This is a genomic window from Ructibacterium gallinarum, assembly GCF_014982785.1.
GTDB lineage: Bacteria > Bacillota > Clostridia > Monoglobales > Monoglobaceae > Ructibacterium > Ructibacterium gallinarum.
Genome location: NZ_JADCKB010000008.1, coordinates 14,522 through 39,930, shown reverse-complemented (window position 1 = coordinate 39,930; position 25,409 = coordinate 14,522). Strand labels below are relative to the sequence as shown.

The following is a 25,409-nucleotide window of genomic DNA, read 5'->3' as shown; positions in this document are numbered from 1 at the left end:
AAATCTATGAGTGTAAATAAATTTAATCCAGAAGGTTATCATGACCCGACTGCCTACGAAGCCCTGGTAAAAATCGAAAAAGAGGAAAGGCGGCATCCCTACCGGCCGGTGGTATATATTTGTTCGCCATTTTCCGGCAATGTGGAACGCAACGCAGAGAACGCCCGCAGATACTGCCGTTTTGCGGTTGACAGCGGATATATTCCCATTGCGCCGCACCTGTTGTTTCCGCAGTTTCTGGATGAAACAAATCCAGACGAGCGCTGCTTAGCGATTTGCATGGACATTGCGCTGCTTGGCAAATGTACCGAGCTTTGGGTGTTCGGCGGCAATATTACCAAAGGGATGCGGATTGAAATAGAAAAGGCGAAGTGTAAACGGCAGCCGATCCGGTACTTCACTGAGGCTTGCGAGGAGGTTTCAAAATGAAGATTGCAATTGGGAACCGGCGTACCGATAAATGCTGGAAAAACAGCGACATTTCCTGGGAGGATTTTTGCCTGAAAATAAGCAGCACCCTCCGAACGACCGAGACGGTGGAAGAATACCAGAAGATGAAAAAAGGCCGGCAGGATGAGATTAAGGACGTGGGCGGCTTTGTGGGCGGGCACCTTGCCCAGGGACGGCGCAGAAACGGGAATGTCCTATGCCGCAGTATGCTGACGCTGGATATGGACTACGCTACGCGCGATGTGTGGGAGCAAATTCAATCCTTGTATGATTATAAATGCTGCGTATACTCCACCCATAAACACACCGCAGAACACCCCAGGCTCCGGCTGATCATCCCCCTTTCCCGTGAAATATCGGAAGATGAGTATCCAGCAGTCAGCAGGATGGTGGCGAAAGAAATCGGGATGGATATGTTCGACGATACAACCTACGAGCCATGCCGGCTGATGTACTGGCCCTCCACGCCTGTAAACGGTGTGTTTTTCAGTGATGTAAAGACTGGAGTCTTACTCGACCCGGACAGTTATCTTGCCCGCTATGACGATTGGCGGGACGTTAGCACCTGGCCGGTTTCGTCCAGGCAATCAGAAGTGGCAAAAAGGACGGTTTCCATGCAGGCGGACCCCCTTATAAAACCGGGCGTGATAGGCGCATTTTGCCGGGCATACGCCATCGAGGACGCCATCGAAACCTTCCTGGCAGACGTTTATGCTCCAAGTGCCGTTACAGGCCGGTTTGATTATATCCCTGCGGATTCTTCTGCCGGGTTGGTGCTGTATGACGGCCGGTTTGCATACAGCCACCACGCCACCGATCCTGCCTGTGGAAAGCTGCTCAACGCCTTTGACCTGGTACGGATTCATAAGTTCCGCGACCTTGACGAACAATGTCCGGCGAACACGCCTGCGGCAAAGCTGCCGTCCTTTAAGGCAATGGGCGATTTTGCTGTAAAAGACGAAAAAGTGAAGGCCGTACTTGCAGCGGACAGGATGGCACGGGCCGAGACGGAATTTTGCGGGGAGAACTGGCAGGCCGCGCTGGATATTGACAAAACAGGGAAAATCAAAGATACGCTGACGAATATCAGTATCATTCTAAAATATGATGAAAATCTGAAAAATATCGTGTATAACCAGTTTAAAAATATGCTGGACGTGGTGGGCGCGCTCCCCTGGAAACAAGTAAAGCCTGGATGGAGCGACACGGATCTTGCCTGTGCAAAGATGTATTTTGAAAGGATGTACGGCATCTGGTCGCCTACAAAGTTTAAGGACGCCCTGCTTGCCGTAGCCTCCGCAGAACGGCTGTACCATCCGGTAAAGGACTACCTGTCCGCCTTGAAATGGGACGGTGTAAAACGGGTGGATACGTTGCTGGTTGACTACCTGGGCGCAGAGGATACGCCATACGTCCGTGCTGTCACCCGAAAAACGCTGGTGGCCGCAGTCGCCCGGATATTCAAGCCCGGCACGAAGTTTGACTCCATCCTTGTGCTAAACGGCAAACAGGGCATCGGCAAGTCTACGCTTTTTGCGCGGCTCGGCAGGCAATGGTTTTCCGATTCGCTGTCCATTTCGGACATGAAAGACAAGACTGCCTCCGAAAAGCTGCAGGGGTATTGGATACTGGAAATCAGCGAGCTCAACGGCATGAAAAAGGTGGATGTGGAAACCATTAAATCCTTTATTTCACGCACCGACGATAAATACAGGCAGGCATACGGCGTTTCAGTGGAAAGCCATCCGCGCTCCTGCATCATTATTGGAACGACCAACAGCGACGGCGGTTTTTTGCGCGATATCACAGGGAACCGTCGTTTCTTTCCCGTGCGTGTCTCCGGGCAGGGAAAATACAAACCGTGGGAGCTTACGCAGGTTGACCAGATATGGGCGGAAGCAGTCGAGTACTATAACCGCGGCGAAGAGCTCTTTTTAAAGGACGATGCCGCGTCCCAGGCATACGCTATGCAGCGCGACGCGATGGAGACCGACGACCGGGAAGGTTTGGTGGATGAATACCTAAATACCCTGCTGCCGGAGGAATGGCCGAAAATGGACTTGTTTGAACGGCGCAGTTTCCTGAACGGCTCTGAGTTTGGAGAGAGCCGGCGGACCGGGACGCAGCCGCGGGAGCGCGTGTGCGCAATGGAAATCTGGTGCGAGTGCTTTGGCAAAAACCGCGAGGCCATTCGGAAAAGTGACTCTTATGAAATCGAAGGGATTTTATACAAGCTGGGCGGCTGGGAGCGTTATTCAGAAAATGCATCCGGCAAACTGCGGATTCCCGGTTATGGAATCCAAAAAGCCTATGTGCGTGTTGCCGATGAGAAACAATGAACAGTTAAAATGCGTTGCGCAAGGTTTCTCAAAAAACCATCGTCAACAGCTTTTGGAAACACCCCAAGCCCCGGCGGCGGCAGCGTTCGAGGGTTCCTTGTTTCTTATGTTTCTCATTTCTATATTGAAGTAATGAAAATAAGAGAAAAGAATATACACAAACGCATATATACGCGCGTAAGAGTTTTACCCCTTTTGGAAACAGCAATCGGAAACAGGAGTTTATTATGAGAGAAAAACAGATAGAAAGCAAGTTAAAAAAAGCAGTCGAGTCCAAAGGCGGCCTCTGCCTGAAATTTGTCTCCCCGGCCTTTAGCGGTGTACCTGACCGCATCATACTTTTGCCAGACGGTAAAATGGCGTTTGCAGAACTGAAAGCGCCTGGGCAACAGCTGCGGCCATTGCAGGAACACAGAAAGCGGATGTTGGAGCGTCTCGGCTTTCTGGTTTATGTGATTGACTGCGCGGAACAGATTGGGGGGATATTAAGTGAAATACAATCCACATGAATACCAGACCTTTGTCACGGATTTTATTAAGACGCACCCTGTGTCCGCCGTCCTATTGGATATGGGGCTTGGCAAGACGGCCATTACTCTTACCGCCATCTTCGACCTTTGCCTTGATTCTTTCGAGGTAGCAAAGGTGCTGGTGATTGCGCCGCTGCGAGTCGCGCGGGACACATGGAGTGCGGAAATCCAAAAATGGGATCACCTAAAAGGCCTTACATATTCCATTGCGGTCGGGACAGAAACCGAGCGAATAGCGGCGCTTCAAAAACCTGCCAGCGTGTACATCATAAACCGTGAGAATGTACAGTGGCTTGTGGAGTCCAGCGGCCTGCCTTTCGATTATGATATGGTGGTTATCGATGAGCTGTCATCGTTTAAGAGCCACCAGGCAAAGCGGTTCAAAAGCCTTATGAAGGTTCGCCCTACAGTTAAACGCATTGTAGGGCTCACGGGTACCCCCTCCGCCAATGGACTTATGGATTTATGGGCGCAGTTTCGGATCCTGGACATGGGCAAACGTCTCGGCAGATTTATCACGCATTATCGGGACGAATTCTTTGTGCCGGACAAACGCAGCGGGCAGGTAGTTTTTTCTTACAAACCTAAAGATGGTGCAGATGAGGAGATTTACAGACGTATTTCAGACATTACCATTTCGATGAAAAGTGCCGACTACCTTCCTATGCCGGAATGTGTGACAAACGAGGTGAAAGTCCGGCTGTCCGAAAAGGAATGGAACATCTACAGCAAATTAAAGAAAGACCTCGTCCTCCAGATTGGCGGCAGGGAGATTGACGCCGGGAACGCTGCGGCATTGTCAAACAAGCTGTGTCAGATGGCGAACGGCGCGGTATATGACACGGATAAAAACATAATCGGCATCCATGACAGAAAACTGGACGCGCTGGAGGATTTGATAGAACAGGCAAACGGCAAACCGGTGCTGGTAGCGTATTGGTTCCGGCATGACCTTGAAAGGATCCGGAAACGGTTTGCTGTCCGGGAACTTCGGAGTTCCGTGGATATGGCAGACTGGAACAGCGGCAAAATCCCCGTTGCAGTTATCCATCCTGCCTCTGCCGGGCACGGGCTGAACCTGCAAGGCGGCGGCTCGACCCTGATTTGGTTTGGGCTGACCTGGAGCCTGGAACTATATCAGCAGACCAATGCCAGGCTGCTCCGGCAAGGACAAACTTCCGATACAGTGGTGATACACCATATCATTGCTGACGGTACGATTGATTTGCTTATATTAAAAGCGCTGCAAGTAAAAGAAACGTCTCAGAATAAATTGATAGATGCAGTAAAGTCGCAGATTGGAGGTGCTGCATGAGCGGATATGAATTGCTGGCAAATGCGATTATAGAACAGGCGGCAAAGGATTACAGGAATTTGCTTTATGCCTTGAAAATAAATAAAAACAATCGGTCAGCAAGGGCAAACAAAACCCACTTAGAAAAATTTTTTCATTCGGAGTGGTACCGGACGCTGTCCAACGTAAACGGTGCCATGCTGATTGCCAAACTGAAGGAGGAATGCGGAATATGACGGCAAAAGAATACTTATCCCAGGCATACCGGCTTGACCAGCGAATCAACAGCAAGCTGGAGCAAATCCGAACATTGAATGAACTAGCGGCAAAAACGACGTCTACGATTTCGGATATGCCGAAAAGCCCAAGCATGTCACAGTCAAAAATGGCTGATACCGTTGTAAAAATAGCAGATTTGAAAAACCAGATTGCCGAAGATATGGATAGGCTGATAGACATCAAGGTTCAGATTGCACACACGATCAAGGCCGTGGATCATGTGGAACTGCAGCTTTTATTAGAGCTTCGATATTTGTGCTATCATACCTGGGAGCAGATTGCAATTGAAATGAACTGCACCGTCCGCAATGTCCAACTACTGCATGGCAAGGCTTTAGAAAGAATAAAATTTATTTAAAAATTTCATGCTTTTTCACTATTTTTCACCCTGGCTGTTATGTTACTATATACTCAGCAAAGAATAAAATGTTTGCCTCGGCAGTAATTGCCGGGGCTTTCTTTATGCACGAAAGCGAGGTGACGTGTGTGCCATATAAACCTAAGCGGCCGTGTTCCCACCCCGGTTGTCCAAGGCTAACAGATGGGCGATTCTGCGAGGAACACGCCAAGGCAGAAAACAAACGATACGAGAAGTACGACAGAGACCCTGCGGCCAAGCGCAGGTACGGACGAACATGGAAGCGCATCCGTGACAGACACATAGCGCAGTACCCATTGTGTGAGATGTGCAGACAAAGCGGCAAGGTTACCCCCGCCGAGGAAGTACACCACATCAAACCGCTCTCACAAGGCGGGACACACGATGAGAACAATCTCATGAGTCTTTGCAAGGAGTGCCATTCTAAGATTACTGCGTGCGAGGGCGGCAGATGGACGCCGAAGCACAGACGGCAGGGGCGGTCTTAATCTCTGCAACCGCATCCCGTTTGAACGGGCGCCCCCCTTCGTGCGCAAAAATTTGTATTCAAACAGGGTATTAACCCCCGGTCAGAATTGAGGTGATTTTTTATGGCGAAGGACGGTACGGCAAGAGGCGGAGCAAGGCCGGGAACGGGACCGAAACGCAAGGCTCTGACAGAGAAAATCTCTGCAGGCAAGTCGGCCACGATTATCGGACTGCCTGATGCACCTGCCCTTGAAGGCGTGGATATGCCACCCGTCAAGGAATATATGAAAGCGAAGCAGAAAAATGGTACAGACCTTTGTGCCGAGGAGGTTTTTGAAGAAACATGGGAGTGGCTGAAGAAGGTCGGCTGTACCGATTATGTAAATACGCAGCTTATCAATCAGTATGCCATGAGCGTGGCAAGACAGATACAATGCGAGCAGTGTATTTCTGAGTATGGGTTCTTAGCGAAGCATCCGACCACAGGGAATGCTATCGCAAGCCCGTATGTTTCTATGCTCCAGCAGTTCACTAAGCAGGTCAACCAGTCATGGTACCAGATTTATCAGATTGTGAGAGAGAACGCTTCGGTGGAATACACAGGAGCAACACCACAGGACGATTTGATGGAGCGGCTGCTCACCGCCCGGAAAGGAAAATAGGGGTACCCCAAAAAGTTCAAAGACTTTTTGGGGAGAGGACGAACACCGGAATAAATGAGATTTCGCCTTTAGGCGGAAACGAATGATATGGAGGTTGTGAGGACGATATGTTTGAGAAAGTAAATCCGAGCCACCCGGATAAGGTGGCGGACAGAATTGCGGGAGCCATTGTCGATCTGGCTTATACCGCAGAGGAAAATCCCAAGATCGCTGTGGAAGTTCTGCTCGGACACGGCAAGTGTCAAATCATCATAGAAACCACGGCGCTTTTGGCGAAACCTCAAATTGTAAGCATCGTACATCGTATTGCCGGCAGGCTGGATACAGATATTGTTATTGCCCCACAAGATAGGCTCCTGACAGACAATCAGGCAAATGGACTGCGCTGCGGCGATAACGGTATTTTCAAAGGCATGCCGCTGACTGACGAGCAAATGCAGCTGTCGAAAATTGCTCATGATATTTATGAATTGTATCCCTATGATGGGAAATACATTATAGACGGCGACAGGCTGATTATTTGTCAAAGCAACGCAATGACAAAAGATTTAAAACGCCTTTACTCAAATGCGGAAATCAATCCCCTCGGATATTGGACGGGCGGAACAAACGTTGACACGGGTGCGGCGAACCGTAAGCTCGGCTCCGACATGGCCGATTCCGTCACGGGCGGCGGGCTGCACGGCAAAGATTTATCCAAAGCGGATGTGTCGGTCAATATCTATGCGTTTCTAAAAGCGCAAAGAACAGACATGCCTGTGGAGCTTGCCTGTGCCATTGGGGATAAGACTGTGGACGGCATTCCTTACGGGGAGATCGTGGAAACCGCACGTAGATACATTAAGCGGCTTGGCGGCTTTGAAAAATTTGCAGAATGGGGGCTGGTGCGATGAAAACAACAACCGAGATGCAGCTTGTCCCGATTGCCAAGCTGGTGCCCTATGTGAACAATGCACGCACCCATTCCCCGGAGCAGATCACCAAACTGCGCTCGTCCCTTCGGGAGTTCGGCTTTATCAATCCCGTCATCATAGACCGGGATTTCAATGTGATCGCCGGACATGGCAGAATCCTGGCGGCTAAGGAGGAAGGCATCAAAGAAGTACCCTGTGTGTTTGCCGACCATCTCACCGAGGCGCAGAAAAAAGCTTACATCATTGCGGACAACCGCATGGCGATGGATGCCGGATGGGACGAGGAACTTCTGCGGGTGGAGATCGAGTCTTTGCAGGGCATGGACTTTGATCCCTTGCTCACGGGGTTTGACGAGAAGGAGCTGGCTACGCTGTTTGGCGCAGATGATGATGCGCAAGAAGATGATTTCGATGTAGACGCCGAATTAGAAAAACCCTGTTTTTCTAAAGCGGGAGACATCTGGAAACTCGGAAAACATACGGTTATATGCGGAGATTCCACTGATCCGGAAACTTTTCAGGCTCTCCTTGGAGATACAAAAGTAAATCTGGTCTGCACGGACGCTCCGTATTTTGTTAACCTGGAAAATCAATCCGGGAGAATCGCGAACGACAATCTGGAAGATACCCAGGCTTACGAGTTTCTGATGAAGGCGTTTACAAACTTTAAGGATGCTATGGCTCTGGATGCTTCCATCTACGAGTTCTATGCCACGATGAAGGCGCGCGTGTTTTACGATGCCTTTGAGGACGCTGGATTCAAGGTTGGCGCCGGACTGATCTGGAAAAAGCCGAGAGCGCCGCTTATGCGCACCGACTGGAAGTTCAATATGGAACCGATCATCTTCGGCTGGCGTAAGGATGGAAAACACAAGTGGTATGGAGATCAGAAACAGAAAGCTGTCTTTGAATTTGACGGGATCAAAAATTCCAAAGAGGACGGGTATGGGCATCCCTCCAGCAAACCTGTTCCCCTCATTGCGTATCTGATACAGCAAAGCACACAGGTGAATGGAATTGTGCTTGATGGATTTTTGGGATCTGCGTCTACGCTGATTGCCTGCGACCAAATCGGCAGACTCTGTTATGGTGTGGAACTGGAACCGAAGTTTGTGGATGTAGCTGTCAGGCGGTATTTGAGCCTACACAATGAAAGCGCGGACGATGTGCTGCTCATCCGCGGCGGTAAAGAGTATACCTACGAACAGGCTCTTGATATGATGGAGGTGACTGACGATGAGTAATGTAAAATATACATTTTCAAAAGATGGTCAGACAGCATATGGAGAAATGCCGGATGGCTCTGTTTTTATGATTGATTCGGATAGGCTTCCAGAGGTATCTGATATAAATTTTTACTTGTGTCGTAAGGGATACGGGCAGGAGTATCCAATGGATTGCAATGGGCGCGCACTTCATTCTCACTTATTTCCACATAGGGATGGATATGAAGTTGACCATATCAATCTGAACACGCTGGATAATCGCAGACGGAATATCCGCTATTGCACACATCAGCAGAATCAGATAAATCAGCCTCTCCAGAAAAATAACACCTCCGGTGTCTCTGGTGTCAGTTGGTATCCACCAAGACACAAATTCAGAGCAAGAATAAAGATAGGGCAACATGAGATTCATCTTGGTTATTATGAAACTTTCTTGGAAGCTGTGCAGGCACGTAATGTAGGAATGAAGTGTATGTTTGGCGAGTATGGCCGCTATAACGATGCCCCTCCTGCTCCGAAATGGATACGAAAATTTGTAATTGATAAGTGTAGACGCTTTGCAGAACTATCGGTTTGCAGAGCGTTTTTGTTTCCTGAATCGTGTAGTGGCAAAGACGAGGAGGTTGCATCAGATGGAACAACAGAATAAACCTTTGACCCTCGGCAGCCTGTTTGACGGCTCCGGCGGTTTCCCTCTGGGCGGTCTGCTCTCCGGCATCACCCCTGTGTGGGCTTCGGAAGTTGAGCCTTTCCCAATCAGGGTTACGACAAAAAGAATGCCCTGGCTAAAACACTATGGCAACGTTTCAAAGATGGATGGCGGGAAAACCGAGCCGGTGGATATCATCACCTTCGGTTCGCCCTGTCAGGATATGAGCATCGCGGGCCGACGGGAGGGCTTGGACGGCTCCCGTTCCAGCCTTTTCTATGAAGCCGTCCGAATCGTAAAAGAAATGAGGTGTGCAACCAATGGCAAATATCCAAAGTACATCGTCTGGGAAAACGTCCCCGGAGCATTCAGCTCCAACAAGGGCGCGGACTTCCAGTCCGTCCTCGAAGAGGTCTGCTCGGTCAAAGGATACAAAATTCATTCTGCTCGACCTGAAAGGTGGCCAAAAGCCGGAGAGATCGTGGCAGACGATTTCAGTCTCGCATGGCGGGTATTTGACGCGCAATACTGGGGAGTTCCCCAACGCAGAAAACGCATCTACCTTGTCGCAGATTTTGCAGGCGGGAGTGCCGGAAAAATACTATTTGAGTCCGAAGGCGTGTCTGGGTATACTCCGCAGGGCTTCCGTGCGTGGCAAGGAGCTGCCGGAACTTTTGTGGAAGGCGCTGGAACGGCAGGCCGCGTCTGCTTAAACGATCAGGGTGGCAGCCGCATGGATGTGATGGAGGACGTGACAGCAACGCTCCGTGCGGAAAACCACGGGCATCCGCCCTGTGTGATGAGTTCCGCCGGCTTCTGCACCGAGCATTCTGCAAAGGCAGGGGGAATTGGATATGAGGAGGAAACCTCACCTACGCTCCGTGCCGGTACGGTGCCGGCGGCAGTCTATGAGAACCATAGCCAGGACACCAGATACACCGGTCCGCTGGAGACAGCTCCCACGGTCAACGCCACCTACGGTATGGGCGGCAATAATCAGCCCTTCGTGGTGGAGACACCCAAGACGCTGAAGATACGCTCCGGCTGTGATGGCGGCGGCAAGGGCGCGTTGATCCAGGATAATAAATCTGCCACGCTGGGCTGTAACAATGACCAGACGGTGTTTGTACCGAAGGTTTACGGCATCTGCTCCAAACAGAGTCATTCCATGTTGTCGGACAATCCCCACAGCGGCTTTTATGAAGCGGAAACTTCCAGATGCCTTGATGCCAATGGCGGCAACCCCTCCTGCAACCAGGGAGGTATGGCTGTGTTAGCCCTGCAGGGTTCCATGATCGGCAGGGCTGACAAGAATGGTCCACAAGGCAGCGGCGTGAACGAAGATGTATCTTTTACGCTGGATGCCGCCGACCGCCACGCAGTGGCTTACTGTATGACCGCTGGCTCTTACACCCAAACGCTTAAGGAGCGATCTCCAACCCTGATGGCGAGGGATTACAAAGACCCGCCTGTCGTGAACGAGACCGAGCCGGAGTATATCGTCCGCAGACTGACACCTACCGAATGTGCAAGGTTGCAGGGATTCCCGGATTGGTGGTGCGCTGGGCTTGAAACTGATGAGCCGTCTGAGGATGAGATCGAGTTCTGGACAGAGGTGTTTGAGACACACCGCTCTGTCATGGGGACTGCATCCAAGCCGAAAACCCGCAATCAGATTATCAAATGGCTGAAAGACCCGCATTCGGATGCCGCCGAGTATAAGATGTGGGGCAACGGCGTAGCTCTGCCCTGCGTATTTTTTGTGCTTGCCGGCATTGCGTGGGCCGCTGAAAATCCCGACAAATCCTAACCGTATTTTTTGTGTAGAATATACCTGTAAAAGCACTTGCTATCTGTACGGTTTAGAGGTAATATGTGCCTACACAAAATCGAAAGGAGCAATTGAAATGCAAGAGAAAGATTTTGAATCGGCGATTAATGAGTTTGTCGGGGTAAGAATCAACGCATATGAATTTGACGAAGACGATGCAGTTACCGAAGCCTTCCGGGAATTTTACAGCCACCTGGAACGGGTAAAAGACTTTGATAAAAAGGAATATAATGATTTCGGCGACAGCTGCATCCTGCTGGCGGGCGAACTGAAAAACCGGTATTACCGCGCCGGGTTTTCTGATGCAGTTACATTTCTTATAGGCTGGAGGGACAAGGAATGGAAATAAGATATCATGTAACCGGCTTGCAGCGGAAACGGCTGGTACAGCTCATTTCAGAGATTACAGGATGCAAACCGGAATATCTCGGCGCTCCGAGTTTTGCTTACCGGGTGGATTACTTCACCATTGACAAAAACGGCGCTGTATCCTTTGACGACCGCGCAGACAGCGAAGAAATTGAAAACTTGATTGAACGGCTATCAGAGGAAGGCTTCGCCGCAGGAAGCGCAGAGTCGGACAATGAAACCAACGTTTGTATTTCCATGCCGCGCAGCCTGTTCACTGACAGCGCCCTTGAAAACCTGCATCACTTGCTGAAAGCAAAAGGAACTCTAATCAAAAAGGCGCTGGGAGTGAGCAAACTGTCTATCGATGTCGATAGCGGCAAAATCAGTTTTCCTTGGTTTGACGCCTATCGCACACCGGAGGAACTCAAGGCCTGCAACCATTTTATCTGTAAGCTGTGCGAGATGGCAAGAAATCAAAAACGAATTACGGCCAAGGAAAAAGCAGTCGATAATGAACGGTATGCCTTCCGCTGCTTCCTCCTCCGCTTAGGATTTATCGGCGCGGAATACAAAGAAGAACGCAAAATCCTGCTGCGGAACCTGGCAGGAAACAGTGCATTTAAAAAACCTGCAAAGACCACGCACAAAGATGAGGTGGCGGCGTATGAGTGATATTCTTTACGATTTATATTTTGGCAAAATCACGCCCTGGGAAAAGAAAGTAACCGACCCATTCGTAAAAGAAGCGGTCGAAAAAACACAAAAAGCGCGTAAGAAACTTGATGAACAGCTGCCGGAACAATTAAAGCCGCTTTTGGAGGCCTTCTGTTTAGCTGAGTCAGATATGCACGGCCGGGCGCTGTATGCAGAATATCTTGACGGCTTTAAGACAGGAATACGGTTGATGTCAGCCGTGTTTGAAAGGGGTCAAGCGGAGCTTGAATACCGTCCGCTTACTATGTCAGAACTTGCCTGCAAGGGTATACGAATTTTAAATTTGATAAAATGTTTCTGGAACAGGCGCTTGCCGATACGAAAGAAGGGATAGAATATGAAAGAGAATTATATAACTGAAAAAATATGCCCCAAATGCGGCCAAGCCTACCGTGAGCCGCCGGCGCTTTCCAGAGAGGACAATGAAACCCTTATTTGCCCGGACTGCGGGACACGGGAAGCGCTCCAAAGTCTCGGTGTAGAGCCGTCTGAACAAGAGAAAATCCTTGATACCATTCATCGCAGTGCACACATGGTATGATGGGAAAATAGGGCCGCAAGGCCTTGTTTTCCTTACACAGCCGTGAGGTTTTTTATTGTGCTTTACAGGGGGTGTTTTCAGATAAAAAAATTAAAAAAGTATAAGCCGACAAAATTTATGGCGCCGGGATCCTGCTATAACCAACCGGCTGCCGATTACGCCGTGAATTTTATAGAGTGTCTCTGCCACACCAAAGGCACATGGGCAGGGAAACCATTTGAACTGATTGACTGGCAGGAAAGAATCATCCGCGATATATTCGGTATACTGAAACCGAATGGTTACCGGCAGTTTAATACAGCATATGTGGAAATCCCAAAGAAGATGGGCAAATCGGAGCTTGCGGCTGCGGTTGCCCTTTTGCTTTGCTGCGGCGACGGTGAGGAACGTGCCGAGGTCTACGGCTGCGCCGCCGACCGCCAGCAGGCGTCCATCGTTTTCGAGGTGGCAGCTGACATGGTACGGATGTGCCCGGCGCTTTCCAAACGGGTAAAAATCCTTGCCGCTGCAAAGCGGATTGTTTACGCGCCGACCAACAGCTTCTATCAGGTGCTGTCGGCTGAAGCATATTCCAAGCACGGATTTAACATTCATGGTGTAGTGTTTGACGAGCTCCATACCCAGCCGAACAGAAAGCTGTTTGACGTTATGACGAAAGGCTCCGGTGACGCAAGGATGCAGCCTCTTTACTTTCTGATCACCACCGCCGGTACCGATACGCATTCTATCTGCTATGAGACACACCAAAAAGCAAAGGACATATTAGAGGGAAGAAAAATCGACCCCACCTTCTACCCAGTCATATACGGGGCGGATGAAGGCGACGACTGGACAGACCCACAGGTATGGAAAAAAGCAAATCCGTCCCTTGGGATTACTGTGGGTATAGACAAGGTGAAAGCCGCCTGTGAATCGGCAAAACAGAACCCTGCCGAAGAGAATACCTTCCGACAGCTTCGCTTGAACCAGTGGGTGAAACAGACTGTGCGCTGGATGCCGATGGATAAATGGGATAAATGCTCGTTTAAAGTATCCGAGGATGATTTGAAAGGCCGTGTCTGCTACGGAGGGCTGGACTTATCCTCCACAACAGATATCACGGCGTTTGTCCTTGTTTTCCCACCGCTTGATGAAACCGATAAATATTCTGTGCTTCCGTATTTTTGGATACCGGAAGACAACCTTTCCCTTCGTGTCCGCCGGGATCATGTTCCCTACGATGTGTGGGAAAAGCAAGGCTTTCTTTTTACTACAGAAGGCAACGTAGTGCATTATGGGTACATAGAAAAGTTCATCGAGTCCCTCGGCGAACGGTTCAATATCCGTGAAATCGCCTTTGACCGCTGGGGCGCTGTGCAGATGGTGCAGAACCTTGAGGGCATGGGATTTACCGTTGTACCGTTCGGACAGGGCTTTAAGGATATGTCGCCGCCTACCAAAGAACTGATGAAATTGATACTGGAAGAAAAGGTCGCACACAGCGGGCATCCTGTTTTGCGCTGGATGATGGACAACATCTATGTGCGAACTGACCCTGCCGGAAACATCAAGCCAGACAAGGAAAAATCCACAGAAAAGATTGACGGTGCGGTTGCCATGATCATGGCGCTTGACAGGGCGATTCGCTGTGGGAATGACAATACAGAAAGCATTTATGACGAACGCGGGATATTGTTTATTTAGGAGGAGTTATTATGGGAATTCTATCAGGCCTGTTCCGCTCAAGGGATAAGCCGAAAAATGCAACCGCAGGTTCAGGTTACAGCTTTTTCTTTGGAGGCACTACCTCCGGCAAGGCGGTCAATGAGCGTTCGGCCATGCAAATGACTGCGGTGTATTCCTGCATACGTATCCTTGCCGAGGCGATAGCTGGATTGCCGCTTCACCTGTACAAATATGGGGACAATGACAGCAAGGAGAAAGCCGTGACACATCCGCTATACAAGCTGCTCCACGACGAGCCAAATCCTGAAATGACGTCATTCATATTCCGGGAAACATTAATGACACACCTGCTTTTGTGGGGCAACGCCTACGCGCAGATTGTCCGAAACGGCAAAGGCGAGGTGCTCGGTTTGTATCCATTGATGCCGAATAAAATGTCGGTAGACCGGGACACCGATGGCAGGCTGTGGTATACATACACCCGCTCGACAGATGAAGCGCCTACCATGAAAGGCAGCACGGTAAAGCTGCACCCATACGATGTGCTGCACATACCGGGTTTAGGGTTTGACGGGCTGGTGGGATACTCCCCGATTGCAATGGCCAAGAACGCCATCGGGATGGGAATTGCCTGTGAGGAATACGGGGCCAGATTTTTTGCCAACGGCGCGGCTCCGGGCGGCGTTTTGGAACATCCGGGAACAGTGAAAGACCCGCAGAAAATACGGGATAGCTGGAACAGCGTATATCGAGGGACGGGAAATGCCCATAAAGTAGCAGTCCTTGAAGAAGGGATGAAATATACACCCATTGGCATTTCGCCGGAACAGGCGCAGTTTTTAGAAACAAGAAAATTTCAGATTAACGAGATCGCCCGAATTTTCAGGGTACCGCCGCATATGGTGGGCGACCTTGAGAAATCGAGCTTTTCTAATATAGAGCAGCAGTCGCTGGAATTTGTAAAATACACCTTAGAACCCTGGGTGATCCGCTGGGAGCAGTCCATTATGCGGGCGCTTTTAACCGAAGATGAAAAAAAGACGTATTTTGCAAAGTTTAATTTGGAAGGGTTGCTTCGCGGCGACTATCAAAGCCGCATGAACGGATATGCCATTGCACGGCAGAACGGCTGGATGAGCGCCAATGACATCCGCAGGCTGGAAAACCTTGATCAAATCCCAAAAGAGGACGGCGGCGACCTTTATCTGATTAACGGCAATATGCTCCCGCTTGCCAGCGCGGGCGCATTTGCTAAGGAAACACAAAATCTAAATGAAATGGAGGAATCCGATGAGGAAGTTTTGGAAGTGGAAAAACAGGACGGTAACCAACCAGGAGACGGGGCAGGAACAGATGGAACGGACACTGTTCCTAAACGGCACCATCGCAGAGGAAACCTGGTTTGACGATGACATTACCCCGGCACTGTTTAAAGACGAATTGATGTCAGAAAGCGGCAGGGTGACCGTGTGGATCAATTCACCGGGCGGCGACTGTGTTGCGGCTGCTCAAATCTACAATATGCTGAAGGACTACAAAGACAGTGTCACCGTAAAAATCGACGGCATTGCGGCAAGCGCAGCAAGCGTGATCGCTATGGCAGGCGACGAGGTGCTGATGTCCCCCGTTTCCATGCTGATGATACACAATCCGGCAACCGCAGCGTTCGGCGACAGTGCGGAAATGCAAAAAGCCATCGATATGCTGTCCGGTGTAAAGGACTCCATCATCAACGCCTATGAGGTTAAGACGGGACTGTCTCGTGCAAAGCTGTCACACCTAATGGACGCCGAAACCTGGATGGACGCGAATAAAGCATTGGAACTCGGCTTTGCCGATGATATCCTTTTCAGAAATGCCCAGAAACAGGAGCCAGATGAAGAGGACTCGGACGAAAACGAGCCGGATAAGGAAGAAAATTTGCCGTTTAAGAAAGAAAGCGCGGTATTGTTTTCCCGCAGGGCAGTCGCCAATTCCCTAATTAATAAGCTGGCAACACATACAAAGAGCAAAGACGCTCCGTCATCGGCTGTACCCCCTCAAGCAGAGGGACGCAGCATAGACGAGCTATATAACCAGTTAAATATTATTAAACACCATATTTAGGAGGAGGTATTTTAACTATGACCATTTTAGAACTTCGTGAAAAAAGAAGCAAGGCGTGGGAAGCGGCTAAGGCTTTCCTTGATTCCCACAGAACCGAAAAAGGCATTTTGACCGCAGAAGATGATGCGGCTTACACGAAAATGGAGCAGGAAATTGAAGACTTAGGGCGGGAAATCGCCCGTATGGAACGGCGCGAAGCACTGGATGCGGAACTGAATAAGCCTGTAAACACACCTATCACCGGGAAGCCCATGCCCGCTGCCGGCGATGAAAAGAAAGGCCGCGCGTCTGACGAATACAAACGCAATTTCTGGAACGCCATGCGCATGACGGGCGATCCGCACATCATCCGCAACGCACTGCAGGAAGGCACCGATTCGGAAGGCGGATATCTGGTGCCGGATGAATTTGAACGTACCCTGGTAAAGGCCTTGGAGGAAGAGAACATCTTCCGTAAGCTGGCAAAGATCATTCAGACGTCAAGCGGCGACCGTAAAATCCCTGTAGTGACTACACACGGCAGCGCCGCATGGCTGGATGAGGAAGAACAGCTGACCGAAAGCGACGAGGTTTTCGGACAGACCTCCCTTTCGGCACATAAGCTGGGTACTTTTATCAAGGTCTCGGACGAGTTATTAAACGACAGCGTGTTCGATCTTGAGTCATATATCTCTACTGAATTTGCCCGACGCATCGGTTCCAAGGAAGAGGAAGCGTTCTTTACCGGCGATGGCAGCGGCAAGCCGACAGGAATTTTCGCGGCGTCCGGCGGTGCGGATGTAGGGGTTACTTCTGCGGCAGCGGCGGCGCTGACGGCTGATGAACTGATCGACCTCTTCTACTCCCTCCGCTCGCCTTACCGTAAAAAAGCCGTATGGGTAATGAACGATTCCACTGTAAAAGCCATCCGCAAGTTAAAAGACGGCAACGGCCAGTATCTGTGGCAGCCTGCGCTTACCGCCGGGACGCCGGATACCATCTTAAACCGGCCGGTATACACCTCTTCCTATGTGCCGGCAATCGCGGCAGGGGCCAAGACCATTGCCTTCGGTGACTTTGGTTACTATTGGATTGCCGACCGTCAGGGCAGGAGCTTTAAAAGGCTCAACGAACTGTTTGCGACCACCGGCCAGGTGGGCTTTATGGCAACGCAGCGTGTGGATGGCAAGCTGATTCTTTCAGAGGCTATCAAAGTACTTCAGCAGAAAGCCTCGTAAGGTGATGTACTATGAAGATTAAAATATTGAAAGGTTGTAGCGGTCTGTTCTTCTCCTTCTGTCAGGGAGAAACTGCGGAGGTTTCAGCCCAGCTTGGGAAAGACCTGGTCGGCGGCGGTCTTGCTGAAGAAATCAAGACGGTCTCGGCCAAGACGAAAGCAGGTGTGAAGGAAAATGTTGAGTCTTGATACTGTGAAGGAATTTTTAAGAATTGACCATAACGAGGAGGACGGATACCTTTCCGTCCTCCTGCTGCTTGCAAAGGAACTGTGCGAGAATTATCTGCGCATTTCCCCGTTGGATGATGAAAAAGAATGTATCCGGCAGGCGCAGCTGCTTGTTATCTCGCATTTTTACGAACGACGTGACGGTACGCCTGTCCCGTCGGCTGTGTATCGATTGCTTGACGCATATAGGAACGAGGTGTTTTGATGGATTTTTCAAAATTAAGGCACAGGGTTATCTTCCTCCATCCCGGCGATTTAAGAAAGAACAGCATGGGTGAAACAGTGCCGGGATATATTCCGTTTAAACCGTCCATGCCGTCATCTAACGATGTGTATCTGACACACGATACGGATGGAAGTGCTGTCTTAAAGCGCCGTGACGGAAAGGCATATTCTTCCCTCGACGCACTGCACGATTACTCCGTTGCGGCGTTTGTGTCGCCCATGAGCGGACGTGAATATGAGGAAAGCCAAAAGCTGAGAGCGGAAACCACATATAAGATTGTAACCCGTTTCTTTCCGGGGATTACGCCGCAGATGCGGATTTTATACGACAGCCGTGAGTTTGAAATCGTATCGGTGCTTGATATGAACGAACAGCATACCGAACTGCAGATTGTGGCGGCGGAAAAGGGACGTAAAACAGCGCAGAACACGGAAGTTGGTGACGGCGATGGCTGACGACGGAACCTTCGGGTTTGAGGAGCTGCAGAAAGCGTTTAACCGAATCGAACAGAAATACCCAAACAAAACGGACGCCATGCTGATGGCGATGGCGCGGGTTGCGGCAAACCGGACAAAAAGCAAAACGCCGGTGGGTAAAACCAAGAAGCTAAAATCCACCTGGCGTACAAAGAAGCCGAAGGTGTACGGCAAAGCGCGGGTTGCCCGTATGCAGTCGGCGTCAAGATATGCTCATCTGGTTGAGGACGGGCATGAGATTGTAACCGGCGGCCGGGCGACAGTCTGGGGCAGAAAACTGAACGTTCTGCAGCGCGGCATACGCGGCGTAAAGGTAAAAGGCAGGACACAGGGGGCAAAAATGATAGAAAAATCGATGGACGAGATAGAAAGCACCTTTGATAAATCAGCCGAAAAGCTGCTGGACGATTTAACGCGGGAGGTGGAGCTGTGATTACTCTTCAAGATATCCAGGCTGCGGTGGGAAGTGTGCTGCAGCAAAACGGCTACTCTGTTATCGCTGCTGAGGTTCAGGAGGGGTTTGAAAGGCCGGCGTGTTTTGTGGAGGTACTGCCGGTTAGTGTAACGCTTGAAAACCAATTCACGGAAATTGTGACGAACAGTGTGGAAATCACCTATCATCCGGCAATCGAAACCAAAGAAGAGCTGATTGAAACCGCCGGAAAGCTGAAGCGGCTGTTCCTCTATACACCATTACAGGTACAGGACAGGTTCCTGTCCGTCAACGAAATAACCTTTGATGCAGACAAATCCACGCTTATCGCCTACTTTGAGCTGGAATATCTGCAGGAAACAGAAGCTGCGGAAGAAACACTTCCGAAAATGGAAAATTTACAAGAAAGGGTGGCAACACAAAGTTATGGGACTTCCTCAAATACTGATTGAATTTAAGACGCTTGCAGAAACGCTTGTGACACGGAGCGCCCGCGGGATTGTCGCGGTTATCTTAAAGGACGACAGCAATGCAGCGCAGACGCAGATTTATACCAAAGAAAGCGAGATCACCAAAAGCCATTACACAACGGCGAACCTGGGTTTTCTTTCCCTCATTTTCAAGGGTGCTCCCACCAGGGTGATTGTAGAACGGATTCCGACCGCAGGAGACATCGCGCCGACCCTGGAACGGCTGAAAAACAAGAAATGGAACTACCTCACCATGCCGGTTCCCGGTGAGACGGATGTAAGCACAATTGTAGATTTTATCACTGAGCAGCGGGATGTATACCATAAAACCTTTAAAGCGGTGCTCCCGACAGTAGCGGCAAACCATGAGGGGATTATTGACTTTGAAACCGCCGATATCAAGGTGGGGACAAAGACATATACCGCCGCTGAGTACTGCCCGAGGATCGCAGGGCTTCTTGCGGGGCTTCCCTTAAACCGAAGCGCCACCTATTATCCCCTGCCGGAGGTTGAGAGCATTACTGAGAGCGAAACGCCGGACGCGGATGTGGACAACGGAAAACTGATTCTCATTAACGACGGAACAAAAATCAAGATCGCAAGGGGTGTCAATTCCCTGACAACAACCTCTGACAGCAAAGGGGATGATTTTAAGAAAATAAAGATTATGGAAGCTGTGGACATGATCCGCGACGATATCCGTACAACCTTTGAAAACGAGTTTGTGGGACAGATGGAAAACTCCTATGATAACAAGATTTTGTTTATCGCGGCAGTCAATAAATATTTTTCCGATCTTGCAGGCCAGGGCGTGCTGTATGATAGGTTCGACAATAAGGCGGACATTGATATCGAAGCTACCCGTGCCTGGCTTGCTAAGCAAAAAGATGTTTCTGATTGGGATGATGAACAGATCAAAACCGCTAACACGGACACGAATGTGTTTGTAAAGGCAAACATCCAGGTGCAGGACGCAATTGAAGATTTGAACTTCCAAATCTATATGGAATGAGAGGTGATGAAATATGGCAGTAAAACCGACAGCGCCGAGAGTGATGAACGGCAAATGGGGTATGGTGTATTTAAACGGGGAACCTGTCTGGGAAACCGACTCCTATGAAGCAAAGGTGAAAATCGAGCGGGAGGATGTGGATTTTGTCATGCAGATGGCAAAGGACTCCAAAATGACAGGGCTGACCGGTGAATGGAGTATGAAGATTAAGAAAGTTTTTTCACGGGGCGCACAGTTGCTGGCTGATAAAGTCAAAAAGGGACAGGACGTGCGAGTCCAGATCATATCAAAGCTGGACGACCCGGACGCATACGGCAGCGAGCGTTTGGTTGTGGAAAACGCATGGTTTAACGAACTGACGCTTCAGAAATTTGAGAACGCAAAAATGGTTGACGAGGAATACAGCGGCGGGTTTACCGACTTCTATTTCCCCGATCTTGTGAAAGTGAGGTAACAGGCTATGAATAAACACACAAAAATCACCCTGCAGGAGCTTATCCGCAGGAAGGAGCAAATGCTGGAGAGTAAAGCAAAACCCAAAACCGGAACGCTGTACATCAAGTCATTAGACGGTACCATAACCATTGAAGGCCCAACGGCGTCTATGGCGAAGGAGTCACAGGACATGGAGAACGGTGATGCGTACATTGTATATTCCTGTGTTGCTGACCCTTGTCTGAAATCCAAGGAACTGCAGGAGGCATTCGGCTGCGCAGACCCGATGGAGATTGTGGATATGGTGTTCGAACCGGGCGAAATTCCTCTGATTGCGGTGGAATGCCTGAAGCTGGCGGGCTATATTGACGGCGTTAAAGCGGTGGACGAACTAAAAAACTAATCAAAAGTGACGGAGAGCTTGCCATGCTCTGTCACTTTCTAAACCGAGGAATAACACCTGATAAAGTGATAAATCTTCCTTACGGTGAAAAGTTGTTTTACAAAGCGGCTTATGAAATATACTGCGAGGACGAGTATGAAAAAATAAAGGCATTGACGGGCGGTGATGGCAATGGCTAAAAAGAACATTGGCGCGACCCTGTCCATTAAGGACGGGAACTTCACCACCGGGATCAAGAATGCCGTCACCGGGCTGAAAAATCTTAAAAATCACACCACCAATGCTACGGGCAGCCTGAAAAAGTTTGGCACACAGAGTAAATCCACAGGCGATACGCTCTCAGGACTCGCAAAAAAGGTGACCGGTGTTGTTGCGGCTTATGCCGGATTTAGTCAAGTGAAAAATTTTATGACAGACTGTGTCACAGGCGTACTGGAATTGGAGCGGGCAAACGAGCGTCTCGGCACTCTTATGATGAATGTCAAAGGCACCACCCAGGCGCAGGTCGACGAAATCATCAAATACGGCGATGCACTCGAACTGGTCACCACAATCGAAGGAGACGCAACAGTGGTCGGAGCATCACAGCTTGCCACCTTCCAATTACAAGGCGATACCATCAAAACACTGCTTCCCGCTTTGCAGGACTTAGCGGTTTCCTCATATGGCGTATCTGTTTCACAGGAACAGATGCAATCGATGGCAAACCTGCTCGGTAAAGTTATGACCGGCTCCACGAGCGCCCTCACCCGTTACGGCGTTATCATGGACGAAAACCAGAAAAAAATTCTGCAGACCGGAACAGAAAGTGAACGTGCCGCTATACTGGTTGAGGTGCTTGGCCAGAACTTCGGTGGTCTCGCCGAATCAATGGCCAAAACGCCGGAAGGCCGTATTGTACAATTGAGAAATGCCTGGGGCAGCGTTAAGGATATTGTCGGTTACGGTGTGCTTCCGGCAATTACATCGGTCGTTACCTTTTTGGCATCTAAAATCCCTGCCGCACAGGCGGTTATGACAAAGGCTGTTGATGCCGTAAAGGTTCCGTTTATTTGGATAAAAGATAATGTTCTGCCGCCTTTGGTTACTGCATTTCAAAACGTATGGAACTACGGCGTTTCCGCGTTTAACAATATCAAAAGTGCAGTGGAACAGAACGAGAGTAAGTTTGCAAGCGTCGGGACACTTTTAACAGGCGTCCGGGACGCTCTTTTTAATGCGTTTGAGTTCTGTAAGCCCGCTCTTAACTGGGTAAAGGATACCGGGCTTCCGCTTGTGGTGTCCGGCCTTGGTGGTGTACTGCAGATTGCATCTGGAGTGCTTAACTTCTTTGTAAATAATTGGGGCGCAATAGCTCCTATTATTACAGGTATTGCTGGTGCTATCCTGATTTACAAAGGTGCGGTTATGGCAATCCAAGTCGCACAGAAGGCTTGGAATGCCGTACAGTTAATTTGTACTGCTGCGCAGTGGGCTTGGAATGTGGCGCTGTCGGCTAACCCTATCGGCATTATCATTGTGGCAATTGGTGCATTGATTGCTATCGGCGTCGCGCTTTGGATGAATTGGGATAATGTTTGCGCATGGTGTAAGCAGGCATTTCAAGCAGTCGGTGACTTCTTTGTATCCGTAGGCAACTCGATCGCTTCCTTCTTTGTCGGTCTGTGGACTGGCATCAAAGATACGGCTGTTTCTGTATGGCAGGGCATTACCGGCTTTCTTTCGGGAGCGTGGAACACCATTGCTTCTGCTGCCACCTCTGTATTTACCGGTATCGGCAACGCCGTAAAAAATGTCTGGAACGGGATTGTGAACGCGATAAAGGGCGCAATCAACAAAATCATCTCTGGCATCAATTCCATGATACGGGGCGCGGTGAATGGGATCAACGGGCTGATCAACGGTATTAACAAGGTGACCGGCGCTGTTGGCATTCCGGCAATTCCTACCTTTACCGCCCCGCAGATTCCCATGCTGGCACAGGGTGGCTTGATCAGGACAGCCGGCTCGGTTATTGTCGGCGAAAAAGGGCCGGAGCTTTTAAACCTTCCGCAGGGTGCAAAAGTAACGCCGATAGATAAATCCTCAAAGAGGACAGACAACCATTTTATTATCAACATCTATGCAGATGGGAAATCAACGGAAGATATCATAAATGACCTGGTTCCAAAGCTGAAGCTGGCTTTGACAAATCTGTAAAGGGGGCATGGAAAGATGGATATCTACTTAAGCGTAAATAACCGGGAACAGATATTGAAGCTGCCCGTGCTTCCTGCAGAATTCACCGTTTCAAAGCCGCACGCAAACGAGGTGTTTGAGACAGTCACGCAGGGGCAGTTAAAGCTCATCGGAAGGCCCTCACTAAAGAGCATATCATGGAGCAGCTTTTTCCCCGTCCGGGACTATCCCTTCCTGCGCGACCGCAGCGATACGGCATTCGGGTATCTCTATACCATTGACACCTGGATGCTGCAGAAACTGCCGATTCGCTTAATCATTACGCAAACGCCAATCAATATGGCCTGCTGCGTGGATGATTTTTCTTATACCATCAAAAAGGACGGGGACATGAACTACAGCATCACTCTGTCTGAGGTGAAACTGATATAAAGGGGGCGGCGGGATGAGCGCACAGCAGATTGTCAGCATTGCCGAACAGCAGCTTGGGATCAGCGGCAGGCCAAACAAGTTTACTCAGTGGTATGGCGCAATCGGCGGCACGACCTCCTATGCATGGTGTGTCGTTTTTATCGGCTGGTGTTTCTCTCAGGCGGGGCTTAGCCTTTTTCCGCGAACGGCAAGCGTAGTCTGCGTCTTGGATTATGCAAAAGAAAACGGATATTTCAAGTCGAAAGGCAGCTACACGCCAAAAGCCGGGGACATTATGATCCAGCAGTCAGGCGGCGCAAGCCATGTGGGGATTGTAACCGGCGCGGGAAACAACTGTTTTTATACCATAGAGGGAAACTGCAGTAACTCGGTTAAAAAGGTGACGCGGTATTATGACGGGAAGCTGACAGGCTTTTTTGTGCCACCATATGCCGAAAACACAGCAGCCGCGCCGGTTACCGACAACGACCGGGAACTGCCCAAAGACCCGGTGCTGTATGACAGCTTCGGGACGGGCGGAAATACGGTTAACGAAGGCTTCTCCCAAAGCCGGGAAGAAACCCATGCGTTTTATGCAGGCGGCAATGATATAACAAAGTATGTCGGTAATCTGTCATGGCAGAATACCATAGACGAGCTTGCCACAACCGTCAGCTTTGAAGTGGCAAAATCAGATACCAAGTACATAAACCTTTATACGCCTAAGCCGGGAGATATCATCAATCTATATACCAATGTTGAAATTCTGCGCGGCATTATTGTTTCGGTAGATGACGGGTCGGAGTTTGTAAACAAATACACCGCCTGTGATTTCGGGTGGTATTTGAATAAATCCACCGAAACCTATCAGTTTAATAAAATGGCGGCGTACAAGGCGATACGGAAAATCTGCGAGGATTCCAATATACCGATAGACAATATTCCCATGCTTGAAATGGAAATAACAAAGATTTATGCGGATAAGGTCTTATCGGATATCATTCGTGATATTTTGTCACAATGTGAAGGTACATATAACTTTGACGTAACCCCTGCTGGACTTCGGATTTATACCATTGGCAGTCTTTATGCCTATCCGGAGTTTCGCATTACGCCGAACACAAGGCTGATATATTCCCCCACACTGAGAGGGAATGTATCGCATACTCTCAGTATTGAGGAAATGAAAAACAGCGTCAAGGTAATTTCTGAAAAGGACAGTGCCTACACCGTTCAGACGGTCTTAAAGGATGAGGACAGTATATATCAATACGGCTTTTTGCAGGAGGTTGTAAAGATTGACGCTGAAAAGGAAAACGCACAGGCCGTGGCAGAAAACAAGCTGTCGGAACTTTCAAAAGCTGCTGAAACCTTTTCCATTGAAATGATAGAGGCCCTGAACAGCTACACCCGTGCAGGAGCTGTCATTACAATTGATGACGTTAATTATCTCATCGAAGGCTCCGATCACAGCATCAAAAATGGCGTGCATTATGTGAAACTGGATTTAAGAAGGTGGTAGT

The 25,409-nt window shown here is 49.7% G+C and carries 32 protein-coding genes; all 32 read left to right on the top strand.

Features of this window, described 5'->3' with window-relative positions; all coding sequences use genetic code 11:
* Nucleotides 1-6: 6 nt before the first annotated feature.
* The 32 genes from INF28_RS05120 (at nt 7) to INF28_RS04965 (ending at nt 25,408) form a co-directional block, all read left to right on the top strand.
* Nucleotides 7-429 (top strand): DUF4406 domain-containing protein, encoded by a 423-nt coding sequence (locus INF28_RS05120; RefSeq protein ID WP_226392394.1) that lies wholly within the window; start codon nt 7-9, stop codon nt 427-429.
* Nucleotides 426-2,789: a virulence-associated E family protein gene (locus tag INF28_RS05115; RefSeq protein ID WP_226392393.1), complete on the top strand. Its 2,364-nt coding sequence runs from the start codon at nt 426-428 to the stop codon at nt 2,787-2,789. Before INF28_RS05120 ends, INF28_RS05115 begins: the two co-directional genes overlap by 4 nt.
* A gap of 227 nt (nt 2,790-3,016) precedes the next feature.
* Nucleotides 3,017-3,298, top strand: coding sequence for a VRR-NUC domain-containing protein (locus INF28_RS05110; RefSeq protein ID WP_226392392.1), 282 nt, complete (start codon nt 3,017-3,019; stop codon nt 3,296-3,298).
* A complete protein-coding gene (locus INF28_RS05105) occupies nt 3,279-4,634 on the top strand; it encodes an SNF2-related protein (protein ID WP_226392391.1) in 1,356 nt (451 codons plus the stop codon). Before INF28_RS05110 ends, INF28_RS05105 begins: the two co-directional genes overlap by 20 nt.
* Complete coding sequence (locus INF28_RS05100; protein WP_226392390.1) at nt 4,631-4,849, top strand: hypothetical protein; 219 nt, start codon at nt 4,631-4,633, stop codon at nt 4,847-4,849. The genes INF28_RS05105 and INF28_RS05100 overlap by 4 nt, the downstream gene beginning before the upstream one ends.
* A complete protein-coding gene (locus INF28_RS05095) occupies nt 4,846-5,250 on the top strand; it encodes a hypothetical protein (protein WP_226392389.1) in 405 nt (134 codons plus the stop codon). The genes INF28_RS05100 and INF28_RS05095 overlap by 4 nt, the downstream gene beginning before the upstream one ends.
* 128 nt (nt 5,251-5,378) lie before the next feature.
* The gene (locus INF28_RS05090; RefSeq protein ID WP_226392457.1) at nt 5,379-5,759 is read left to right on the top strand and encodes an HNH endonuclease; all 381 of its coding nucleotides are present in this window, start codon (nt 5,379-5,381) and stop codon (nt 5,757-5,759) included.
* Nucleotides 5,760-5,861: 102 nt separating this feature from the next.
* Nucleotides 5,862-6,401 (top strand): P27 family phage terminase small subunit, encoded by a 540-nt coding sequence (locus tag INF28_RS05085; RefSeq protein ID WP_226392388.1) that lies wholly within the window; start codon nt 5,862-5,864, stop codon nt 6,399-6,401.
* Nucleotides 6,402-6,508: 107 nt separating this feature from the next.
* Nucleotides 6,509-7,294, top strand: a complete 786-nt coding sequence (locus tag INF28_RS05080) for an S-adenosylmethionine synthetase N-terminal domain-containing protein (RefSeq protein ID WP_226392387.1) — start codon at nt 6,509-6,511, stop codon at nt 7,292-7,294.
* Nucleotides 7,291-8,559, top strand: a complete 1,269-nt coding sequence (locus tag INF28_RS05075) for a site-specific DNA-methyltransferase (protein WP_226392386.1) — start codon at nt 7,291-7,293, stop codon at nt 8,557-8,559. The genes INF28_RS05080 and INF28_RS05075 overlap by 4 nt, the downstream gene beginning before the upstream one ends.
* The gene (locus tag INF28_RS05070; protein ID WP_226392385.1) at nt 8,552-9,190 is read left to right on the top strand and encodes an HNH endonuclease; all 639 of its coding nucleotides are present in this window, start codon (nt 8,552-8,554) and stop codon (nt 9,188-9,190) included. The genes INF28_RS05075 and INF28_RS05070 overlap by 8 nt, the downstream gene beginning before the upstream one ends.
* On the top strand, nt 9,174-11,000 hold the full coding sequence (dcm, locus tag INF28_RS05065) for a DNA cytosine methyltransferase (protein WP_226392384.1): 1,827 nt from the start codon (nt 9,174-9,176) through the stop codon (nt 10,998-11,000). The genes INF28_RS05070 and dcm overlap by 17 nt, the downstream gene beginning before the upstream one ends.
* Before the next feature lie 97 nt (nt 11,001-11,097).
* Nucleotides 11,098-11,370: a hypothetical protein gene (locus INF28_RS05060; protein WP_226392383.1), complete on the top strand. Its 273-nt coding sequence runs from the start codon at nt 11,098-11,100 to the stop codon at nt 11,368-11,370.
* Entirely contained in the window at nt 11,361-12,044 is a 684-nt protein-coding gene (locus INF28_RS05055) for a virulence protein (protein WP_226392382.1), read from the top strand. The genes INF28_RS05060 and INF28_RS05055 overlap by 10 nt, the downstream gene beginning before the upstream one ends.
* A complete protein-coding gene (locus INF28_RS05050) occupies nt 12,037-12,420 on the top strand; it encodes a DUF6809 family protein (RefSeq protein WP_226392381.1) in 384 nt (127 codons plus the stop codon). Before INF28_RS05055 ends, INF28_RS05050 begins: the two co-directional genes overlap by 8 nt.
* Before the next feature lie 3 nt (nt 12,421-12,423).
* Nucleotides 12,424-12,627 (top strand): hypothetical protein, encoded by a 204-nt coding sequence (locus INF28_RS05045; RefSeq protein ID WP_226392380.1) that lies wholly within the window; start codon nt 12,424-12,426, stop codon nt 12,625-12,627.
* A gap of 81 nt (nt 12,628-12,708) precedes the next feature.
* Nucleotides 12,709-14,310 carry a terminase large subunit gene (locus INF28_RS05040; RefSeq protein WP_318961727.1) on the top strand — a complete coding sequence of 534 codons (1,602 nt, stop codon included), beginning with the start codon at nt 12,709-12,711 and terminating at the stop codon, nt 14,308-14,310.
* Nucleotides 14,311-14,321: 11 nt separating this feature from the next.
* Complete coding sequence (locus INF28_RS05035; RefSeq protein ID WP_226392378.1) at nt 14,322-15,698, top strand: phage portal protein; 1,377 nt, start codon at nt 14,322-14,324, stop codon at nt 15,696-15,698.
* On the top strand, nt 15,583-16,398 hold the full coding sequence (locus INF28_RS05030; RefSeq protein WP_404815144.1) for a head maturation protease, ClpP-related: 816 nt from the start codon (nt 15,583-15,585) through the stop codon (nt 16,396-16,398). Before INF28_RS05035 ends, INF28_RS05030 begins: the two co-directional genes overlap by 116 nt.
* 17 nt (nt 16,399-16,415) lie before the next feature.
* Nucleotides 16,416-17,615 (top strand): phage major capsid protein, encoded by a 1,200-nt coding sequence (locus INF28_RS05025; RefSeq protein ID WP_226392376.1) that lies wholly within the window; start codon nt 16,416-16,418, stop codon nt 17,613-17,615.
* A gap of 11 nt (nt 17,616-17,626) precedes the next feature.
* Nucleotides 17,627-17,803 carry a hypothetical protein gene (locus INF28_RS05020; RefSeq protein WP_226392375.1) on the top strand — a complete coding sequence of 59 codons (177 nt, stop codon included), beginning with the start codon at nt 17,627-17,629 and terminating at the stop codon, nt 17,801-17,803.
* Complete coding sequence (locus INF28_RS05015) at nt 17,790-18,047, top strand: head-tail connector protein (protein WP_226392374.1); 258 nt, start codon at nt 17,790-17,792, stop codon at nt 18,045-18,047. Before INF28_RS05020 ends, INF28_RS05015 begins: the two co-directional genes overlap by 14 nt.
* The gene (locus tag INF28_RS05010; protein WP_226392373.1) at nt 18,047-18,523 is read left to right on the top strand and encodes a phage head closure protein; all 477 of its coding nucleotides are present in this window, start codon (nt 18,047-18,049) and stop codon (nt 18,521-18,523) included. Before INF28_RS05015 ends, INF28_RS05010 begins: the two co-directional genes overlap by 1 nt.
* Nucleotides 18,516-18,977, top strand: a complete 462-nt coding sequence (locus INF28_RS05005) for an HK97 gp10 family phage protein (protein ID WP_226392372.1) — start codon at nt 18,516-18,518, stop codon at nt 18,975-18,977. Before INF28_RS05010 ends, INF28_RS05005 begins: the two co-directional genes overlap by 8 nt.
* A complete protein-coding gene (locus tag INF28_RS05000) occupies nt 18,974-19,429 on the top strand; it encodes a phage tail terminator family protein (RefSeq protein ID WP_226392371.1) in 456 nt (151 codons plus the stop codon). The genes INF28_RS05005 and INF28_RS05000 overlap by 4 nt, the downstream gene beginning before the upstream one ends.
* Complete coding sequence (locus tag INF28_RS04995) at nt 19,404-20,459, top strand: phage tail sheath C-terminal domain-containing protein (protein WP_226392370.1); 1,056 nt, start codon at nt 19,404-19,406, stop codon at nt 20,457-20,459. The genes INF28_RS05000 and INF28_RS04995 overlap by 26 nt, the downstream gene beginning before the upstream one ends.
* A gap of 13 nt (nt 20,460-20,472) precedes the next feature.
* Complete coding sequence (locus INF28_RS04990; protein WP_226392369.1) at nt 20,473-20,913, top strand: phage tail tube protein; 441 nt, start codon at nt 20,473-20,475, stop codon at nt 20,911-20,913.
* 6 nt (nt 20,914-20,919) lie between these two features.
* Nucleotides 20,920-21,297, top strand: coding sequence for a phage tail assembly chaperone (locus INF28_RS04985; RefSeq protein WP_226392368.1), 378 nt, complete (start codon nt 20,920-20,922; stop codon nt 21,295-21,297).
* A 23-nt stretch (nt 21,298-21,320) separates the two neighbouring features.
* Nucleotides 21,321-21,476 carry a hypothetical protein gene (locus tag INF28_RS04980; protein WP_226392367.1) on the top strand — a complete coding sequence of 52 codons (156 nt, stop codon included), beginning with the start codon at nt 21,321-21,323 and terminating at the stop codon, nt 21,474-21,476.
* A complete protein-coding gene (locus INF28_RS04975; protein WP_226392366.1) occupies nt 21,469-23,496 on the top strand; it encodes a hypothetical protein in 2,028 nt (675 codons plus the stop codon). Before INF28_RS04980 ends, INF28_RS04975 begins: the two co-directional genes overlap by 8 nt.
* 15 nt (nt 23,497-23,511) lie before the next feature.
* The gene (locus INF28_RS04970; RefSeq protein ID WP_226392365.1) at nt 23,512-23,907 is read left to right on the top strand and encodes a hypothetical protein; all 396 of its coding nucleotides are present in this window, start codon (nt 23,512-23,514) and stop codon (nt 23,905-23,907) included.
* 13 nt (nt 23,908-23,920) lie between these two features.
* Nucleotides 23,921-25,408, top strand: a complete 1,488-nt coding sequence (locus tag INF28_RS04965) for a CHAP domain-containing protein (protein WP_226392364.1) — start codon at nt 23,921-23,923, stop codon at nt 25,406-25,408.
* The last annotated feature ends 1 nt before the right edge of the window (nt 25,409 follow it).

Excerpts from the sequence above, each read along its gene's own strand:
- INF28_RS05020 (WP_226392375.1), top strand. The coding sequence starts at position 17,627 with ATGAAGATTAAAATATTGAAAGGTTGTAGCGGTCTGTTCTTCTCCTTC.
- INF28_RS04975 (WP_226392366.1), top strand. The coding sequence starts at position 21,469 with ATGGCTAAAAAGAACATTGGCGCGACCCTGTCCATTAAGGACGGGAAC.
- INF28_RS05035 (WP_226392378.1), top strand. The coding sequence starts at position 14,322 with ATGGGAATTCTATCAGGCCTGTTCCGCTCAAGGGATAAGCCGAAAAAT.
- INF28_RS05110 (WP_226392392.1), top strand. The coding sequence starts at position 3,017 with ATGAGAGAAAAACAGATAGAAAGCAAGTTAAAAAAAGCAGTCGAGTCC.
- INF28_RS05055 (WP_226392382.1), top strand. The coding sequence starts at position 11,361 with ATGGAAATAAGATATCATGTAACCGGCTTGCAGCGGAAACGGCTGGTA.
- INF28_RS05060 (WP_226392383.1), top strand. The coding sequence starts at position 11,098 with ATGCAAGAGAAAGATTTTGAATCGGCGATTAATGAGTTTGTCGGGGTA.
- dcm (WP_226392384.1), top strand. The coding sequence starts at position 9,174 with ATGGAACAACAGAATAAACCTTTGACCCTCGGCAGCCTGTTTGACGGC.
- INF28_RS05005 (WP_226392372.1), top strand. The coding sequence starts at position 18,516 with ATGGCTGACGACGGAACCTTCGGGTTTGAGGAGCTGCAGAAAGCGTTT.
- INF28_RS05115 (WP_226392393.1), top strand. The coding sequence starts at position 426 with ATGAAGATTGCAATTGGGAACCGGCGTACCGATAAATGCTGGAAAAAC.
- INF28_RS04990 (WP_226392369.1), top strand. The coding sequence starts at position 20,473 with ATGGCAGTAAAACCGACAGCGCCGAGAGTGATGAACGGCAAATGGGGT.
- INF28_RS05010 (WP_226392373.1), top strand. The coding sequence starts at position 18,047 with ATGGATTTTTCAAAATTAAGGCACAGGGTTATCTTCCTCCATCCCGGC.
- INF28_RS05015 (WP_226392374.1), top strand. The coding sequence starts at position 17,790 with ATGTTGAGTCTTGATACTGTGAAGGAATTTTTAAGAATTGACCATAAC.
- INF28_RS05100 (WP_226392390.1), top strand. The coding sequence starts at position 4,631 with ATGAGCGGATATGAATTGCTGGCAAATGCGATTATAGAACAGGCGGCA.
- INF28_RS05080 (WP_226392387.1), top strand. The coding sequence starts at position 6,509 with ATGTTTGAGAAAGTAAATCCGAGCCACCCGGATAAGGTGGCGGACAGA.
- INF28_RS04995 (WP_226392370.1), top strand. The coding sequence starts at position 19,404 with ATGGGACTTCCTCAAATACTGATTGAATTTAAGACGCTTGCAGAAACG.
- INF28_RS05030 (WP_404815144.1), top strand. The coding sequence starts at position 15,583 with ATGAGGAAGTTTTGGAAGTGGAAAAACAGGACGGTAACCAACCAGGAG.
- INF28_RS04980 (WP_226392367.1), top strand. The coding sequence starts at position 21,321 with ATGCTCTGTCACTTTCTAAACCGAGGAATAACACCTGATAAAGTGATA.
- INF28_RS04970 (WP_226392365.1), top strand. The coding sequence starts at position 23,512 with ATGGATATCTACTTAAGCGTAAATAACCGGGAACAGATATTGAAGCTG.
- INF28_RS05085 (WP_226392388.1), top strand. The coding sequence starts at position 5,862 with ATGGCGAAGGACGGTACGGCAAGAGGCGGAGCAAGGCCGGGAACGGGA.
- INF28_RS05095 (WP_226392389.1), top strand. The coding sequence starts at position 4,846 with ATGACGGCAAAAGAATACTTATCCCAGGCATACCGGCTTGACCAGCGA.
- INF28_RS05075 (WP_226392386.1), top strand. The coding sequence starts at position 7,291 with ATGAAAACAACAACCGAGATGCAGCTTGTCCCGATTGCCAAGCTGGTG.
- INF28_RS05120 (WP_226392394.1), top strand. The coding sequence starts at position 7 with ATGAGTGTAAATAAATTTAATCCAGAAGGTTATCATGACCCGACTGCC.
- INF28_RS05050 (WP_226392381.1), top strand. The coding sequence starts at position 12,037 with ATGAGTGATATTCTTTACGATTTATATTTTGGCAAAATCACGCCCTGG.
- INF28_RS04965 (WP_226392364.1), top strand. The coding sequence starts at position 23,921 with ATGAGCGCACAGCAGATTGTCAGCATTGCCGAACAGCAGCTTGGGATC.
- INF28_RS05070 (WP_226392385.1), top strand. The coding sequence starts at position 8,552 with ATGAGTAATGTAAAATATACATTTTCAAAAGATGGTCAGACAGCATAT.
- INF28_RS04985 (WP_226392368.1), top strand. The coding sequence starts at position 20,920 with ATGAATAAACACACAAAAATCACCCTGCAGGAGCTTATCCGCAGGAAG.
- INF28_RS05045 (WP_226392380.1), top strand. The coding sequence starts at position 12,424 with ATGAAAGAGAATTATATAACTGAAAAAATATGCCCCAAATGCGGCCAA.
- INF28_RS05025 (WP_226392376.1), top strand. The coding sequence starts at position 16,416 with ATGACCATTTTAGAACTTCGTGAAAAAAGAAGCAAGGCGTGGGAAGCG.